At 41.4% G+C, this 17,229-nt stretch carries 18 protein-coding genes; 8 read left to right on the top strand and 10 right to left on the bottom strand.

Annotation, left to right across the window (positions count from 1 at the left end):
* Window positions 1-14 precede the first annotated feature (14 nt).
* The gene (locus tag FBB35_RS28860) at window positions 15-587 is read right to left on the bottom strand and encodes a DUF981 family protein (protein ID WP_174712495.1); all 573 of its coding nucleotides are present in this window, start codon (window positions 585-587) and stop codon (window positions 15-17) included.
* A 343-nt stretch (window positions 588-930) separates the two neighbouring features.
* Between FBB35_RS28860 and glpX the strand changes: the two genes are divergently transcribed.
* The 3 genes from glpX to FBB35_RS28845 all read left to right on the top strand — a co-directional run bounded on the left by glpX (window position 931) and on the right by FBB35_RS28845 (window position 4,217).
* Window positions 931-1,968: a class II fructose-bisphosphatase gene (gene glpX, locus FBB35_RS28855; protein ID WP_174712494.1), complete on the top strand. Its 1,038-nt coding sequence runs from the start codon at window positions 931-933 to the stop codon at window positions 1,966-1,968.
* Window positions 1,969-2,206: 238 nt separating this feature from the next.
* The gene (locus tag FBB35_RS28850) at window positions 2,207-3,493 is read left to right on the top strand and encodes a glutamyl-tRNA reductase (protein WP_174712493.1); all 1,287 of its coding nucleotides are present in this window, start codon (window positions 2,207-2,209) and stop codon (window positions 3,491-3,493) included.
* Between the two features lie 100 nt (window positions 3,494-3,593).
* Complete coding sequence (locus tag FBB35_RS28845) at window positions 3,594-4,217, top strand: metalloregulator ArsR/SmtB family transcription factor (protein ID WP_174712492.1); 624 nt, start codon at window positions 3,594-3,596, stop codon at window positions 4,215-4,217.
* Window positions 4,218-4,248: 31 nt separating this feature from the next.
* On the opposite strand, the gene FBB35_RS28840 is transcribed toward FBB35_RS28845, so the two are convergent.
* The 3 genes from FBB35_RS28840 to FBB35_RS28830 all read right to left on the bottom strand — a co-directional run bounded on the left by FBB35_RS28840 (window position 4,249) and on the right by FBB35_RS28830 (window position 6,864).
* Window positions 4,249-4,824, bottom strand: coding sequence for a Uma2 family endonuclease (locus tag FBB35_RS28840; protein ID WP_174712491.1), 576 nt, complete (start codon window positions 4,822-4,824; stop codon window positions 4,249-4,251).
* A gap of 134 nt (window positions 4,825-4,958) precedes the next feature.
* A complete protein-coding gene (locus FBB35_RS28835) occupies window positions 4,959-5,741 on the bottom strand; it encodes an ABC transporter ATP-binding protein (protein ID WP_174712490.1) in 783 nt (260 codons plus the stop codon).
* Complete coding sequence (locus FBB35_RS28830; protein ID WP_174712489.1) at window positions 5,731-6,864, bottom strand: branched-chain amino acid ABC transporter permease; 1,134 nt, start codon at window positions 6,862-6,864, stop codon at window positions 5,731-5,733. Before FBB35_RS28830 ends, FBB35_RS28835 begins: the two co-directional genes overlap by 11 nt.
* 218 nt (window positions 6,865-7,082) lie before the next feature.
* Between FBB35_RS28830 and FBB35_RS28825 the strand changes: the two genes are divergently transcribed.
* The 3 genes from FBB35_RS28825 (at window position 7,083) to FBB35_RS28815 (ending at window position 9,343) form a co-directional block, all read left to right on the top strand.
* Entirely contained in the window at window positions 7,083-7,280 is a 198-nt protein-coding gene (locus FBB35_RS28825) for a hypothetical protein (RefSeq protein WP_174712488.1), read from the top strand.
* Between the two features lie 106 nt (window positions 7,281-7,386).
* Complete coding sequence (locus FBB35_RS28820) at window positions 7,387-7,644, top strand: cytotoxic translational repressor of toxin-antitoxin stability system (protein WP_174712487.1); 258 nt, start codon at window positions 7,387-7,389, stop codon at window positions 7,642-7,644.
* Window positions 7,645-7,756: 112 nt separating this feature from the next.
* On the top strand, window positions 7,757-9,343 hold the full coding sequence (locus tag FBB35_RS28815; protein WP_174712486.1) for a glucose-6-phosphate isomerase: 1,587 nt from the start codon (window positions 7,757-7,759) through the stop codon (window positions 9,341-9,343).
* A 258-nt stretch (window positions 9,344-9,601) separates the two neighbouring features.
* Here the strand turns inward: FBB35_RS28815 and FBB35_RS28810 are convergent, their stop codons facing one another.
* The 5 genes from FBB35_RS28810 to FBB35_RS28795 all read right to left on the bottom strand — a co-directional run bounded on the left by FBB35_RS28810 (window position 9,602) and on the right by FBB35_RS28795 (window position 14,596).
* Entirely contained in the window at window positions 9,602-10,264 is a 663-nt protein-coding gene (locus tag FBB35_RS28810; RefSeq protein ID WP_174712485.1) for a Nif11-like leader peptide family natural product precursor, read from the bottom strand.
* 116 nt (window positions 10,265-10,380) lie between these two features.
* Window positions 10,381-10,503 carry a hypothetical protein gene (locus FBB35_RS35610; RefSeq protein WP_302480934.1) on the bottom strand — a complete coding sequence of 41 codons (123 nt, stop codon included), beginning with the start codon at window positions 10,501-10,503 and terminating at the stop codon, window positions 10,381-10,383.
* A gap of 142 nt (window positions 10,504-10,645) precedes the next feature.
* The gene (locus FBB35_RS28805) at window positions 10,646-12,019 is read right to left on the bottom strand and encodes a DUF1802 family protein (RefSeq protein WP_174712484.1); all 1,374 of its coding nucleotides are present in this window, start codon (window positions 12,017-12,019) and stop codon (window positions 10,646-10,648) included.
* 10 nt (window positions 12,020-12,029) lie between these two features.
* Window positions 12,030-13,901 (bottom strand): hypothetical protein, encoded by a 1,872-nt coding sequence (locus tag FBB35_RS28800; RefSeq protein ID WP_174712483.1) that lies wholly within the window; start codon window positions 13,899-13,901, stop codon window positions 12,030-12,032.
* A gap of 38 nt (window positions 13,902-13,939) precedes the next feature.
* The gene (locus FBB35_RS28795) at window positions 13,940-14,596 is read right to left on the bottom strand and encodes a hypothetical protein (protein ID WP_174712482.1); all 657 of its coding nucleotides are present in this window, start codon (window positions 14,594-14,596) and stop codon (window positions 13,940-13,942) included.
* 339 nt (window positions 14,597-14,935) lie between these two features.
* Here FBB35_RS28795 and FBB35_RS28790 point away from each other — a divergent pair, with 339 nt between their 5' ends.
* Entirely contained in the window at window positions 14,936-15,418 is a 483-nt protein-coding gene (locus FBB35_RS28790; protein ID WP_174712481.1) for a hypothetical protein, read from the top strand.
* Window positions 15,419-15,514: 96 nt separating this feature from the next.
* Window positions 15,515-15,844 carry a translation initiation factor gene (locus FBB35_RS28785; protein WP_174712480.1) on the top strand — a complete coding sequence of 110 codons (330 nt, stop codon included), beginning with the start codon at window positions 15,515-15,517 and terminating at the stop codon, window positions 15,842-15,844.
* A 337-nt stretch (window positions 15,845-16,181) separates the two neighbouring features.
* On the opposite strand, the gene mdh is transcribed toward FBB35_RS28785, so the two are convergent.
* Entirely contained in the window at window positions 16,182-17,150 is a 969-nt protein-coding gene (gene mdh, locus FBB35_RS28780) for a malate dehydrogenase (protein ID WP_174712479.1), read from the bottom strand.
* Window positions 17,151-17,229 lie beyond the last annotated feature (79 nt).

Below are 17,229 nucleotides of genomic sequence, written 5' to 3'. Positions count from 1 at the left end.
GCCTAGATCATTGCTTACCGCATCGGCGCTGGCACCCACTTGTGGAAACCCTCTAAATGATTCCAGTAAGCCAAATATCCAGTTAATGCCCAAATTAGAGCGGCTACTATTAGCACTGCTACGCCAATTAGCCGCCAGGTTCGGTTGGGTTTCCAGTAAAGGGTTGGCGCTGCAAAAACACCACCTAAGCCAGTTAAAATAAATCCGATTCCCGATAGAAGCGGTTGCTTTGTCATATTCAAGTTGATGATGCGGATACCCACTATGAGCGCAACTAGGCCAGCAAAGAAGCCGTAAACTGCTATTGTGAATAAATCCCAACCTTGAGCAAGGGAAATCGCAGCTGCAATAAACAAGATTCCAAATAGGACACTCGTCTCACCGAAGGCTATGTTAAAGCTACCTATTACTGGCCAGGTGAAGCTCATGTGTAAACCAGTTGTGAGTGCGATCGCACCTGTAATCCCAAAGCCTGGAATCCACTGTCTTTGATTAGAATTATCTATACCACGATATACATAGTCAGCTAGTAGAAATAACCCAGCTACCATATTGATCAACATGAGTGTGATGTAGTCGATAAACACGATTCACCTCTTATTTACTCTGCGCCTCGTTTTTCGATTTTGAGTGAATTCACCAGCTTTTTTTCTTTATTATTTTATACCTAAAGATAAACACTGAAGAAAAGCAATGTTGTATACATAAACTACTACCCATTTGTGAAAGTTCTTAACTTAGTTACTTTTGAACAGGTTTTATACTGGAGTAGTTAGGAGTAAAAAATGAGGATGTGTTAACTGGCACTTTTGTAACCAGTTAGCAGTAAAACTTAACTTTCTTCCACGTGTATCCGCCCTTTGGTAGACTTGAGAACTGAAATGGCCAGATAAAGCGGCGGAAATTCAAGCAGTTGAGAGGGCAGACTCTGTGGAAAATACACTTGGGTTAGAGATTATTGAAGTAGTGGAGCAAGCTGCGATCGCATCCGCAAAGTGGATGGGTAAGGGCGAAAAAAACATCGCTGACCAAGTAGCTGTGGAAGCTATGCGGGAGCGGATGAATAAAATCTATATGCGCGGTCGCATTGTGATTGGGGAAGGCGAACGCGACGACGCGCCGATGCTATACATCGGTGAAGAAGTTGGTATCTGTACCCAACCAAATGCCGAAGCTCTCTGTAACCCTGATGAATTAATCGAAATTGATATTGCCGTTGACCCCTGTGAAGGTACGAACTTGGTAGCTTATGGACAACCTGGTTCGATGGCTGTCTTGGCAATTTCTGAAAAGGGTGGATTATTTGCTGCTCCTGACTTTTACATGAAAAAGTTAGCAGCACCTCCCGCAGCTAAAGGCAAGGTAGACATCAACAAGTCGGCAACAGAAAACCTCAAAATTCTCGCTGAGTGTCTAGAGCGTTCTATTGAAGAACTCGTGATCGTGGTCATGAAGCGCGAACGCCACAACGATTTAATTAAAGAAATCCGTGAGGCTGGAGCGAGAGTCGCCCTAATTTCAGATGGTGATGTGGGTGCAGCTATCAGCTGTGGTTTTGCTGGAACTAATATCCACGCGCTGATGGGTATCGGTGCGGCTCCTGAAGGTGTAATCTCGGCAGCAGCAATGCGTGCTTTAGGTGGACACTTCCAAGGTCAACTGATTTACGATCCAGCAATAGTAAAAACGGGTCTGATTGGAGAAAGCAGAGAAGCCAACATTGATCGCTTAAAGTCTATGAATATCAATGACCCTGATAAGGTCTATGATGCTCATGAATTGGCATCTGGTGAAACTGTTCTGTTCGCTGCTAGCGGCATTACCAGTGGTAATCTGATGAATGGTGTACGTTTCTTCAACGGCGGAGCCAGAACTCAAAGCTTGGTAATTTCCAACCAGTCTAAAACTGCTCGATTTGTTGATACGATTCACATGTTTGGTGAACCCAAGACTCTCCAACTGAACTAATTTTTAGGGAATGGGGAAATAAAAGTATGGGCGAAGCATTTGGAAAGAAATATTTCGATCAAACTGAAAAATATTCACCCAAATGCTTCACCCTTGCAGTAGTTAGTAGTTAGTAGTTAGTGATTAGTTGTTGTTTGTTGCTAGTAAAAACTACCAATCAATAAACAATAATTCCCCATTCCCTATTGTCACTCAATGCCCTATTTTCAACTACCAACTAGTAACTACGATTTAGCAAATGAATATAGCAGTGGTGGGGTTAAGCCATAAAACAGCCCCAGTAGAAGTCCGGGAAAAACTGAGCATTCCAGAACCACAAATTGAAAGTGCGATCGCTCAACTGGCCAGCTATCCTCATATTGATGAAGTTGCAATTCTTAGCACTTGTAATCGCCTGGAAATCTACATTGTTACCAGTGAAGCAGACCAAGGTATCCGAGAGATAACTCAGTTTCTTGCAGAATATAGTAAGTTACCCGTGCTTTCTCTGCGACAGCACCTATTTATGCTGCTACATGATGATGCAGTGATGCATGTTATGCGGGTAGCAGGTGGTTTAGATAGTCTGGTACTCGGAGAAGGTCAAATTCTGGCTCAGGTGAAAACAACTCACAAACTGGGACAGCAATATAACGGTATAAAAACCATTTTGAATCGATTATTTAAACAAGCGCTCACAGCAGGTAAGCGGGTTCGGACTGAAACTAGTATTGGTACTGGCGCTGTTTCTATTAGTTCGGCAGCTGTGGAATTAGCACAGATAAAAGTGGCAAATTTAGCAGCTTGCCGAGTGGTAATTTTGGGCGCTGGTAAAATGTCGCGGCTGCTGGTGCAACATCTAATTTCTAAAGGTGCTGTGCAAATTAGTATTGTAAATCGCTCTCGTGAACGAGCAGAGGAATTAACAAAGCAGTTCCCTCAGCAACCTATCGAAATTCATCCGCTATCGGAAATGATGGCAGCGATAGCTAATAGTGATTTAGTTTTTACAAGTACTTCTGCAACAGAGCCAATACTTGATCGTTCCAAGTTGGAAATGGTTTTAGAAATTCAGCGCTCTTTAATGTTATTTGATATTTCTGTACCGCGTAACGTTCACGCAGATGTAAATGAACTAGAAAATGTGCATGCGTTTAATGTGGATGATTTGAAGGCTGTAGTGGCGCAAAACTACGAAAGCCGTCGGAAGATTGCACAAGAAGCCGAGCGGCTTTTAGAGGAAGAAGTAGAAGCTTTTGATATTTGGTGGCGCAGTTTAGAAACTGTGACTACTATTAGCTGTCTGCGAAATAAAGTTGAAACCATCCGCGAACAAGAGTTAGAAAAAGCTTTGTCGAGATTGGGTTCGGAATTCGCTGAAAAACATCAAGAGGTAATTGAAGCATTAACACGGGGAATTGTCAATAAAATTTTACATGACCCGATGGTACAGCTGCGATCGCAGCAAGATGTTGAAGCTAGACGGCGCTGTATGCAAACTCTACAAATGTTGTTCAACCTCGATGCGGAGGAACAGTTTAGTTAAACTGAACAACAAAATCCCCGATTTCTATGAGAAGTTGGGGATCTTAGCTTTTAAATTAGATATACTTCTAATTAGACATCTATCTAATTAGAAATTAGTTATGCAACCAGAGCAATTTAACATCTTACTGCGCTTTTTCAAGGCATTAGCGGATGATAGCCGATTGAAGATTGTAGGTATCCTGGCAAATCAGGAGTGCAGCGTCGAAGAATTAGCGGCACTACTGCAACTCAAAGAACCGACGGTATCCCATCATTTAGCAAAACTTAAAGAGCTAAATTTGGTGACAATGCGCCCGGAGGGTAATAGCCGTCTGTATCAATTGGATAAGGAAGCTTTGCAAAGCATCAGTAAGGAAATTTTCACACCAGAGAAAATAGCATCTTTGATTGAGGATGTGGATACTGAGGCTTGGGAAAGCAAAGTATTGAAAAACTATTTTGAGGGCGAATGTCTGAAAGAAATTCCTGCTAGTCGCAAAAAGCGTCTAGTAATTCTCAAGTGGTTAGCAAACAAGTTTGATGCTGGAGTCAACTACCCTGAACGTCTGGTAAATGACATTCTCAAACGCTACCATCCTGACTGCGCTACCCTGCGACGGGAGTTGATTGCTTGCCAGTTAATGCGGCGAGAGAATGGGGTTTATTGGCGGATAACTAACATAGATATGAAAGGTGCTTCACAAGAGTTGTTTTGGGTTAATTCCCCTGGCAAATACAAGTGAGAATGAGATTCCTCGCTACTAAAATTATTCACTAAATTTGTGTTTCTCCCTCGGTAAAGATAGGAGGCCACAATTCAATAACGGGCAATTCCCAACCGGGAAAAAGTTCTGGTATAGTTAAAATCTCACCATTTTCTAAAACTGTAGGTTCGCCTATGGAGCGATAAATTGTAACTGTCTCTTCATCAGGGTCAATCAAAATGCCGACGATCGCTCCTAATTCTATAAATTTGAGAATTTTGGCTGCTATAAGTTTAATTATATCGCTCTGGGATTTAATTTCTACCACCAAGTCAGGGACTAGTTCTCCAAAGTAACGAGGACTTTGGAGAAGTCGGGAAGCACGAACAAAGGAAACATCAGGTGCTTTGAGGTTTGTATCTGGCATGATGAAACCGCCAGCAGAATCAAATACTCTTCCCCAGCGACGAGGATTTATCCAAGCAAAGAGAAAGGCGATGAGACGACTATTGATTTCGCTGGATACAATATCTGACGGCCCCATTATTGAAATTTTTCCATTTTCGAGTTCTAGCTGGTAATCTAAACCTGCTTCGGTAAAAGCGGTTTGAACTTGCTCTAAATCTTTGACTGTCATCATTGACATAAAAAGCTTTTTCCACTGAGATATACAACTCAATTTTAACAAGAGCCAAATTTCCAAAAAAAATTAATCAGATGACAGCAAAACAATAAGTCCAATCACTAAATACATTGCAAAAACAGAAAGCCAATCGCACTCTATTTTCCCAAATATGCCTCTAAAACTTTGGGATTGGTTTGAATTTCTGCGGGTGTACCATCAGCCAAATTCTGCCCTTCGGCAAGTACCCAAACGCGATCGCACAAGGACATAATCACATCCATGTTGTGTTCAATAATCAAAAAGGTCATCCCATCTTGACGGTTCCAAGTGAGAATGCGATCGCAAATATCATCAATCAGTTTCGGATTCACCCCAGCAGCTGGTTCATCCAACAAAATTAACTTGGGATTAGTCATCAGCGCCCGTCCCATTTCCAGCAGCTTACGTTGTCCACCAGACAAGCAACCAGCGTAATCGTGTGCTTTTTTTGCCAAGCCTACTGATTCTAACAGGAACATTGCCCGCTCTTCGAGTTCCTTTTCTTCTTTAGCGACAATGTGCGGCTGTAACTGCACCTGCCAAAAATTCTCACCCGTTTGTTTTTGCGCCGCCAGCAGCATATTTTCTAGCACCGACAACCGCGAGAGAGTGCGTGCAACCTGAAAAGTGCGGATTACTCCCTGCTGGGCGATTTGATATGGTTGCAAGTTGTGAATCGGTTCGCCGTCAAAAATCACTCGTCCCTTATCTGGGCGAATGAAGTTTGAGAGTAAGTTAAAAAAAGTCGTTTTACCAGCACCATTGGGGCCAATCAAGCCCGTAATGCTGCCTTTAGCAACTTCAATTTTCGCCTCATTAACTGCTTTGACACCACCAAAGCTTTTAGAAAGTCCAGTGGCTACCAAAAGGGGAAGTGGCGGTGACTGGTTATTTACCAAGGGTAAGTTCCTCCTTTTTCCCTAGAATACCTTGAGGTCGCCAAATCATTAGTATCATCAAAATTAATCCGATTACCATAATCCGAAATGCACCCAAACGGGCTTCATCAAGGGGGACGATTCTGGGTAAGACTTCTCGCGTGAGTGCATCGTAAGCAAAGAAAATTACTGCACCTAAGATTGTGCCAACATTATTTCCAGAACCGCCTAGAATCACCATGATCCAAGTGTCAAAGGTGATCTGGGGTTGAAAGTTATCGGGGTAAATGGCGGATAGTTGCCAAGCAAAGAAAGCACCAGCGATACCTGCGATCGCACCCCCTAACATTAATGATTGTAATTTATACCAAAAGACATTTTTTCCCAGTGCTTTGGGAATTTCTTCATCTTCACGAATGGCTTTGAGAATTCTACCCCAAGGCGATCGCACCAAAATTTCTAAACGCCAGTATACAAGTGCTAAAACTAACAGCAACACCAGCATTAAACCCGCTTTGGGGTTGTAGTTATACAGTCCAATTACCCCAGAGATATAAATTGCTGCTGCCAAAACTGCTAATATAATTCCTACAGCCAAGCGCGACGCAAATTCTTGCTTGCTAGTTGTCCTTTTGCCTAAATCAGTAGTTCGAGATATTTGGGTGGTACGAATCCATTGCCACAAAGTAAAGAAAGTTACAGCAGCTAGTAGCGTTAACAACCCAATCATCACTAATCTGATAAACAAATTCGGCTCTGTAGATAAGGGTATAGGATAACTTTGCACGCCAAACGCCCCAGAAGCCCAAGTATCACCCACAGGTAATTCCTGATTATTTACCACCAAACGAATTAATTCGCCCGTACCGATGGTGACAATTCCTAGATAATCTTCTCGCAAACGTAGAGTTGCAAAACCAATTATCAAACCCAATAAGGCAGCAACAACTGCCCCAGCCACTGCTGATATCAATAGGGGTACGCCCTTTAAGCTTAATAATACGGTTGTATATGCTCCCAGAGTCATGAAAGCAATATGACCAAAGTTAATTAATCCCGTAAAGCCCCACTGTAAATTGAGTCCCAGACCGAATAGAGCAAAAAGTGCTGTAGAAATTGCTAAGAAAATTAGATAGTCAACCATTTTGAATAGTTATTTGGGAATTGGGAATTGGGCATTGGGCATTGGGAATTGGATAATAATTAATAATTCTTCTCCCCCTGCTCCCTGCCCCCATTCTCTTCACTGGGCGAGTAAATTTTAGCCTAGCTTGAGCATAGTGCTACATTGCCGTTAACCTTTGCTAATTTTGTGGGAATACTATTTACTGTTGGTGTTGGGTTGTAGGTAAAAATTGGCCTATGAATTTACTGCGACTGAGAATGCATCACTTAATCGAGCAGTTAGCCGATGAAGATTTGCAAGACATTTGGAACGTTCTCGAAGCTTTACATTGTGACTTTTATATGCTCAAAGCGATACAACAAGTTAAGCGATCGCAGCAACCGTGGGATATCTTAACTCATGAAGAAGCGATACGACTGTTGATGTTTTTCTGATTCAGCAGGGCCAAGTCCCTAGTACTACCTCTTTACTCAGCACGGGCTAAACGCCCCGCTATCGCTAACAGCACTCACTACTCATATTTATTTAAGGTAACGCCTAGTGAGTCTAGAAATGCGCTATGCAAGGTCTTTTTTACTAGACCTGAAAAATTTAGAACCTGCCGCCTACGAGCGGGTGCATGATTTTGTCTTTATTGAGTTAGCCCAAAAGTGGCAACTGAGCGATTTAAAAGAACTGCGACAGCTTGATAATGAAGGCATTTTTCACCGCTTTACCCTCGATAATTACCTGATTGGTATAGAAATTAGGGGTGAAATTGTGAAATTTCTGCGTGTCATCCCTATGCCAGATGTTTAAAGTGAAGAGTCAAGGGAACACTGAAAACTGTAAACTGTATAAGGCTAGGCAGGGATCGCTATAACCTTACATTAAACTGGTTTTTGAAAAACACTTTATTTGAGATTTCCCTATGGATGCTAGGGCACTTTGGCAACGATACCAAAACTGGTTATATTTCCACGAGGGATTAGGACTGTACTTAGATATAAGTCGAATTCGGTTCGATGATGCCTTTGTGGAATCGTTGCAGCCGAAGTTTGACAAGGCGTTTGCGGATATGGCTGAACTGGAGAAGGGTGCGATCGCAAATCCCGACGAAAACCGCATGGTTGGACACTACTGGCTGCGAAATCCTGATTTAGCGCCAACTCCAGAACTTACACAAGAAATTGTCCAAACCCTAGAACAAATCGAAGCTTTTGCGGAAAAAGTCCAAACAGGTGCTATTCATCCTCCCAGAGCAAGCCGCTTCACGGATATTATCTCCATTGGCATTGGTGGTTCCGCCCTCGGCCCCCAATTCGTCGCGGAAGCTCTCGCTCCTGATTTCCCGCCCCTGAAAATTCACTTTATTGATAATAACGATCCGGCTGGTATTGATCGCGTTATCAATCATCTACGAAATAGCCTCGCTAGCACTTTGGTATTGGTGATCTCCAAATCTGGGGGAACGCCGGAACCCCGCAACGGCATGATTGAAGTTAAAAAAGCCTACGCCGGACACAATTTGGAATTTGCTCAATACGCGGTAGCAATTACCAGCGTTGATAGCAACCTCGATAAACTAGCCAAAGAGGAAGGTTGGCTAGCCAGATTTCCCATGTATGACTGGGTGGGAGGACGCACATCAGAAATGTCTGCTGTGGGGCTAGTACCCGCCGCATTACAGGGGATTGATGTTCGTGCCATCCTAGATGGTGCAAAAGAGATGGATGACGCTACCCGCGTCCCAGATGTGAAAAACAACCCAGCAGCCTTACTCGCCTTGTCTTGGTACTTTGCAGGCAATGGAAAGGGCGAAAAAGATATGGTTGTCCTACCTTACAAGGACAGCTTATTTTTATTCAGTCGCTATTTGCAACAGCTGGTGATGGAATCCTTGGGCAAAGAAAAAGACTTAGACGGTAAGGTTGTCCATCAAGGCATCGCCGTTTATGGCAACAAAGGCTCAACAGATCAACACGCTTACGTTCAGCAGCTACGTGAGGGTGTAGCGAATTTCTTTGCTACCTTCGTCGAAGTGTTGGAAGATCGTCAAGGCCCATCCACTGAAATCGATCCGGGAGTTACATCAGGCGATTATCTTTCCGGTTTTCTCCAAGGAACCCGACAGGCGCTTTATGAAAATCACCGCGATTCGATTACAGTTACCATTCCCCAAGTTAACCCCCGAACTGTAGGGGCATTAATAGCTTTGTATGAACGCGCTGTTGGTTTATACGCTAGTTTAGTTAACGTCAACGCCTATCATCAACCAGGTGTAGAAGCTGGTAAAAAAGCTGCTGCCTCCATTCTCGATTTGCAAACACGAGTGGTAGCAGTGCTACAAAAAGAAAAAGCTCCCATTTCTCTTGAAGAACTCGCCAAGAAAGCAGGCGCATCAGAGCAAGTTGAGGCAATTTATAAGATTTTGCGTCATATCTATGCCAATCAGCGAGGCGTGGTTTTGCAAGGCGATCTTCACAAACCCGGTAGTTTGACCGTTTCTGCTAGCTGATAGCTCTAGTCTAAATATCACATTTTGTCCGTAATTGTTGTATCAGCAACAATTTTTTATTGTGAAGCATCCTAGATAGAAGATTAATTTTCCATCTAGGATGCTTCACTGTATAATTCGTAACTCGTAATTAAGTTAAATTTAATTTTGTGAATTTTGACAAAATATCTATAATGCTCAGATCCCAGGCTCCTTGAAGAAGCCGGGGATCTTTTTGTTCGTGACTCCTGCACGGATTACTATATACATCATTACGAATTATGAATTACTACTTACCAAGAGTCGTTGATTAAAATAGCTCTTGGGCAGGAAACAGCGATCGAGTAAAAAAGGATTGCTGGTATCTCCAGATAATAGATTACCGAGCTTTTCTCGATGACAAAATGGTGGAACAATTCCCCACTCTTCGGCTAGCCAAATCCAGTATCCTATGTCAATTCTGCCGTAATTTGAACCTGTAAGAATCTCTCCAACACTGTTGTTGATAGATACTATTTCTGGCGATGATTTAATTTCAATTAATAGCCAAGCTAACTCTTCTACAGAAAAGGAATAGCCATGATCAGCAGCTATATTGACGAACTGCTGCGGATCTTTAGCAATGAGCAATTCTTCTTTGAGAAATGGCGTTTTTTGTGCAAAATCAAAAAGATCCCAAATCTGTCTTCTGGTAACTAGAAACCACGCAAGTTCATCTGCCGTCAAACTGTAACCATTTTCCTTTGCTAGCTTAAGAAACGGCTCAATGCTATCGGTTTCGGCTAGTTGACTTTTCAATTGGAAAGTTTGCTCTACTAGTAACAAAAAATCAATAATCTTTTGCCATGTAACTTTGTCAAATTTTTTGTTAAGTTTTATTTTTTCTTGCCAGTACATATATTTATCTTCTTTAAGAAAGAAATTCCAAATTTGATAATACATGGAGCATCTCACCTAAGTCTTAAACTTGGTACAGGTTGGTTATTAATGAATACCAGTGTAGTAAGTATAATGTGTTTCTTCGACAGTACCAAACCTCTTATCTAATGTAAATGAAGTTACATGGTGGCTAAGTATAAAATTTTTGTAAGGTTTATCACTAGAAATAAAAGATACTGAGAAGAAAATGAAGATAGCGATCGCACAACCCGCCGCAGCGATCGCACTTCATTGCTTCTCATAAAATAAAATTAAGTCAATAGATAGTATTAATTATTCATAAATGAATTAACCGCAAAACAACTTGCACTTCAGTTATTTTGAAACGAACCGCAAAGGACGCAAAGAGCGCGAAGGTAAGAAAAGAAATATATTTTGCTATTTTTAGTTAATAGGTAAATCGCGCAGGAAGTAAAAGCGATCGCTCTTCCAATCACTGCCTTTTATTCGTCCTAAATAGCCTGTTAACGGTGAAGAAAGTTCTATCAGAATTTCGTGCATTTCTACTGTTTTAAGTGGCTGTGGTGGATATGAGCCGAAATAAGCACCATGTAGAGCATCTACACCAGCAGATTCTGCGCCTGAGTTTTCTAGATAATTTTTGACAAGCTGGATAATGTGCGATCGCAACTTTAGAGATTGTCTCACTTTATCGATATAAGTATTAATCTTAGCTTCAGCTAAACCAAAAGGAGCTTGTTGTAAATACTCTTTTACTTCTAATAAGTTGATAGAATTTTTGTAATGTGCTTGTAGTTCAACTAGTTTTTGTAGTGTTTCAGGGCTAATAACATTCATTTGATTTTCGGTAGCTGTTCTTAAGGCGTAAAAATTTAGTTCTCCGGCGGCTACTATTAATTTAATAGAATTGTCATACTGAAATTTACCAAGATGATTCATACCTATTTTTAGTAACTGTGCAGGTGTACCATCAGTAACTTTTTCAGTTTTAGTTGCTTTGCACTCTCCTACTATTGGATAAGGTTGTTCAGCGTAAAAATCCATACCTCCTGCGCCACCAGTTGCATCTGGATTCAAACCTGAACCTGTAAAGCCTAATTTTAGTAATCCTCTACGCACTAATTTTTCAAATGTATGTCCGTCGCTTGAGTTCCCAACTTCAGCAATTTTCTGAATCCAAAGTAAGTCTAAATCTAATGAATTTGTTAGTTTATTGCTACTCCAACCCAAAAATGCTTTGATATCGTCGTCTAATTGTTTAGCTGCTGGTTGGCTAATGGTTAGGGATGCGATCGCACTCTGCAATTCTTCTAATTCAGGGTGTAGTGGGGGTTCTAATTTTTCTAATTGGTGTTTGCGTTGGGCGAAGGTGCGATCGTTTAATACTGGATTTGCTTCAGAAACGGTTAGAGAATTAAGTAAACTAACAAATTTACCTAGCTTTTCTTGAATATTAGGATTGGCTGATATTTCTTGTAACTGAGGTAACTGATAGACGCGCAAGTAAGCCAGGAAAAGATATTGTTGTTTTTGTAGTAGCCCCTCTAATATTTTTGGTGTCCATATTGTTAATTTAGACAAAATATCTAATGGCTTAGTCTCGTCTAAAATTTGGCAAAGCTCACATTTAGCCCAAGCTTTAATTGAGGCTGAAGAATCAGCAGGATAAAGTACAAATTTCTGCCCAGGACGAATAAACATTTTGGGTAAAGCTGCAATTGTTCGTCCCTGTATTAAGGCTTCAATATCAGGGACGGGTAGACACAGCGCTGTTGGAATTGAAAACTGCTGATTCATTTATAGTTAGCTATAGATTGAGGTCGATATTATCAGCATTAGTGATAGGCTGAGGAATACTAACAGGTAATCCATCATTAGTTAAATTAGTAGGTTGTTGACCAGAAGGATCGCTGAGAATTTCTCGAATCAAAGGATTATTGATTGCTAGTTGTTTCTGTTTAATAAAGTCAAAAATTTGTTCTTCTGTTAATTCGTAACTTCTCCAGTTATAGTAAACAGATGAAATAGCTAAAAGAGGTTTAATATCTTCGCTTTGTAAGCGTACCCACTCTCCACCTCGTTCTTTCAAAAGAATTTTCAAGCATTCTTGAGGTACTGAAGCTCCCGGATTAATTTTCTTTGAACGAACTAAGCAACCACGAGTCAGGTTAAACTTTTCGTATTCAATTAGTCTTTTCAATGCTGCACCTATAAATTTTCCACCAGATTGTTGAATAACAACCACTCCTATCTTGACTTTTCCATTATTACCAACAATCCTGAAATTAAGATATCCTTGATCTGCTTTATTGACTAAAATTTCCTCTACCCTTTCAACTTTTACTTCTTCTATTTCTATTGTGTCTCTAGCTAAACTAGCAAATGCTACCCTTAAAGCAGCAGCAATTGCCACCTCATCTTCTATTAGTAGATCGATCGCAGTATCAACATTTACTACTGCTGCCTTAAAGTGTGGTTCAACCGGATGGATATTTTTAGGTTTATCTGTAGCAGTCAAAATAAAATTCTCTGCACACCATTTCAAAACTGATCTAACAGTAGGTCTTTCTTTCCCAAGTTCTCTGAGTTTAGTTTCATGAAATGGGTAAAGAGGATGAGGCGGGATTTGTTTATATTCCTCATAAAAATCTTGTAACCATTGACTCACTAGAGCAACGATATCATCAGAATTGAGAAAGCTTAATTTTATAGGCTGTCTGTCAGCTTGATCACTTACTAATCTATCTATAACTGCTTCAGCTTGTGGTAAAGCCTTGATTTGGTCTTCCCAGGTACGAGGATACATTGCTAACAGTAAAACGCCTTGTTTGAGACTGTTATATAAATCCTTAACTAAGCTTGCAATAAGTTGTGCTGCTAAAAATCCATTATCAGCAGTATCATATATATCTAATTCGTCAAAACAAATCACTGGAACTCGATAATAGCTAGTGATATCTAAAATTTGACGCACAGTGCTTAGTGCTTCAGCTTCTTTATCCTCATTTTTAGGATTTGGCAACCCCATTTCTTCAGCTTGTGATTGTGCTAATTCCAAACCAGACAACCAATAACTAGCATAATTAATATGGACTGGAGAAAGTGTCCATAAAATTGCTTTCACTATGTAAGGATTAGTTATTTCAGGTTTGACTTTGAGAACACTTTCTGTTAAATGAACTATCGCCTTAGTTGAGTGTTTGCTTAACCAACCTGGATACATACTAATATACTGTTGAGGCGTATATTCCCACTGTTTTGCTTCATTAATTAAAGCTGCTGCAATTTCCTGCCATTGCATTACTTTTTGACTACCAAAAGCTCTGAGACTAGAGGCGACACTTTGCAGAAAGAGAGACTTAATTTGATTCAAGTTATCATACTTATTCATATAGATAAATAAGCTACTATCTTCTGTCTGTAATCGGTGGCGAATCCGACTAATAATATGGCTTTTACCTAAGCCTTTTTCTGCTGTAATTGTGATACCTACAGTTTCACGTTTTCCTTTACGGACTTTATCAACAGCATCAAAAACTGTATTAGAAGCATGAGCATTAATTGAAGGCACATCAGGAAAACTTTTACCCCAGATTTGTTGCGGTCTGACCACAATATGGCCTGCAAAAGGGTTTTGATTTCTAATCAGATCATCAATGGTAGATGTGGTAACAGTCATAATGTTGTGAAGTTAATATCTGAAGAGTCAAATAAGGTTTAAGGTTTTAGGCGTGTGGCGTAGCAGCGTAATCCATCTAATTCTGTAGCTACCGAATCTTCAATTTTGTCGGGTGCGCTGTCTTCTACACTCCCGCCTTGCAGTTGCAAAATATCATCGGCTTGCGTTTCCAGCAGCCAATCATTAAACTCTGTACGACTTATGCGATCGCCAATTCCTCTTCTGATACGATAAATTGGCACTAGATTATTAAAGTTGTACTCATAGTTCAATTTGTCGTAGACTTCCAACGCCACAGATTTAAACTCGTCGTAAGATACGATCGCACTCTTCCCATTAACTGGTACATCTGCACCAGTTACCGCAACATCAATCTGACTAATCCATTTCACCAGCGCATTCGCCACCCAAGTACCGACAATCGTCCCTTCAAATTTAAACTCGCCACTTCTCAAACCCTTACCCAATACCTCTAAACCCTCAGGAGATGTCAGAGAATATCCTTTTTTGGAGATTGCGATCACACCCTGATTCTGCAATTCTTCAAATAAACCTTGATAATCTGCCGCCTTCTTGCTTTTGGATACAATTCGCTTAGTGAGTTGACCCTTCTTAACTTCCTGCTGCGTTCCTCCCAAATCCCACAAAGCCAAAAGAAGACGGGTGCTAGTTTGGGCTGTATTTTTTGATGTCATAAGTAATCTATTTTTTTGCAAAGATCATCATAGTAGCTGTATCTTTTTAATTTATTTACCCAGAAAAAATAACCGAGAAATTGCTGAATATTTCGGCGTTTCAGCTAAATTGATTAATCAAAAATCAACAATATATTTCTTTGGGATGAATGCAGTTTCTCTCAAAGGCAGGATGGAAGACTTGAAGAAATCGATCATTATGAAAGTGAAACGCTGTAGCTGGTGCAGTTATAAATTAAGTGAAATATGTTTTTTCGATCCCAGGTGAAATAACAGGATTTCCAACTTGGTTTTTGCAACAGCGAGGCTTTTAGCAAATACAGGTGATGAAGAAATCCAATGAACACAATATATAAAGAACGTAAAATAGTTTCGCGTCTATTTGCAGTCCTGCTTTCGGCATTGCTAATGGTACCTTTGCTGAGTAGTTGCGGAGGCGGTTCACGAAATGCTTCAGTACCACCACCTGTTGATGATAGTGCTGGTAGAACAGTTAGCGATCGCCAAACCGAAGCTAAGAAGGGATTGGGTACAGGGCAAAAAGTGGCACTTTTGGCAGGGGCTGCTGCACTTTACTACATGTACAACCAGCATAAGAATGCTCCACAAGAAGGAGCGCAAGGTAAGTACTATCTTTCCAAGAACGGTCGTGTGTACTACCGCGATGCTGAACATCGCGCTCACTGGGTTACTCCACCAACAGAAGGAATTCGAGTACCCGAATCTGAAGCACAAAAGTATCGGCAATTCCAAGGCTATAACGGCAGTACGACAGGTCGCGATCTAACTGGTATAACTTCATCCGCAGCACCAGCACTCTAGATCGGCGAAGCGTGTGTAAATAAGAAAGCGGGTTTCCCCGAAGGATAACGCCGATCGCGCACGTCGGAAACACGAACTTAAATCAGGAGACAGATCATGGTAGATGACTTTTTGCGAAAGGCGAAGGATCTCTTCTTTGGAGGAAACAGCAATCAAGATGAAGATGCTGAATTGCGCGATCGCAATGTCCGCCCAGCCAGCGAAGACCCCTACGGCGATCCCGCAGACCCAGCATCTTACGGTAACGTGATTCCAGCCAGTCAAGACCCCTACGGCGACCCCGCAGATATCTCGTCTTACGGCAATGTTCGCCCAGCTAGTGAAGACCCTTACGGCGACCCCGCAGACCAAGGGGAGTTTGGTAACGTCCGTCCAGCTAGCGAAGATCCCTACGGCGATCCCGCAGACGAAGATTACCGCCGTTAACTTCAAACCATAACCTCCGAGTAAGCTTGTTTACTGGGGAATGGCGAGAATTCAAAGCCTCTCGCCTAAAAGAGGAAAGGTTTGGAACTGAGGTTTCTAGACCCGGTGAACAATAATAAATTTTGGAATAACTAACAAAAAAGGCATTAGGTTTAAATCCTAATGCCTTTTGTTTTTGCTGATATTTCAAAGTTGCGAAAAGTCAAACAATCGTTGCATTTAAAACATTATTGAATTAACCTGAGTTTGATTAATCAAGCTTTTCCCTCTCCAAGTCGGAGAGGGACGGTTTTACGTAGTAAAATCAGGGAGAGGTTTCTTGATTACGAATTACGAATTACCCCAAAATTTCCTGCGATCGCTCAATATTTTTACGCACAGATTGAGCCGAAGTATGCAAACCCTCTCTTTCTTCATCACTGAGTGTCAATTCCAATACACTCTCAATTCCACCGCATCCCAACCGACAGGGAACACCAATTACAACATCTTCTAAACCATATTCACCTTGCAGATATGCCGCTACAGGCAACAATCGTGACTGATTTAATAAAATCGATTCTACCATCACACTAGTAGCCGATGCCGGAGCAAAAAAAGCACCTCCCGTCTGCATCAATTCCACAATTTCTGCGCCACCGTTGCGGGTTCTTTCTACCAAGCGCTCAATTGTGGCTGCATCCAGCAATTCAGTGATGGGAATGCCATTCACGGTAGCATAACGAGATAAAGGCACCATTAAATCGCCGTGGCTACCTAATACCATCGCTTTGACATCGGCGGGTAAAACGCCCAATTCTAGGGCAATAAAGGTTTCAAAGCGGGCAGAATCTAACACGCCAGCCATACCCATAATGCGATCGCGTGGTAAACCTGTAGCTTGCCAAGCTAAATAAGTCATCACATCCAACGGATTGGTGACGACAATAAAAATAGCATTGGGAGAATGAGCGATCGCATTTTTTGCCGCTTCCACTACAATCTTGGCATTAGTTTTCAGCAAATCATCCCGACTCATCCCTGGTTTGCGGGGAAGTCCTGCGGTAATCACCACAATTTGAGAACCAAATGTATCAGCATAATTATTTGTGCCGATAATCTGGCGATTATGTATTTCAATTCCCCTAGCTTCCATCAAATCCAGCGCCAAGCCTTGGGGCATTCCCGCGATAATATCTAGTAAAACTACATCTGCCAGATTCTTCTCTGCAACACGTTGAGCTAAAGTACTACCAACCCTACCCGCACCCACAATAGTGACACGGGGTAAATTACACACAATTGGGGAGTTAGGGGAAGAAGACATAATTATTCAAGTGCGATTTTATCAACAAGAATCCAGAGTCACGTCGCTTCGCTCCGAATTCAAAATTCAAAATTCAAAA

Source organism: Nostoc sp. TCL240-02 (assembly GCF_013343235.1).
GTDB lineage: Bacteria > Cyanobacteriota > Cyanobacteriia > Cyanobacteriales > Nostocaceae > Nostoc.
The sequence above is the reverse complement of the archived record's forward strand: the minus strand, read 5'-3'. Positions and strand labels throughout refer to the sequence as shown.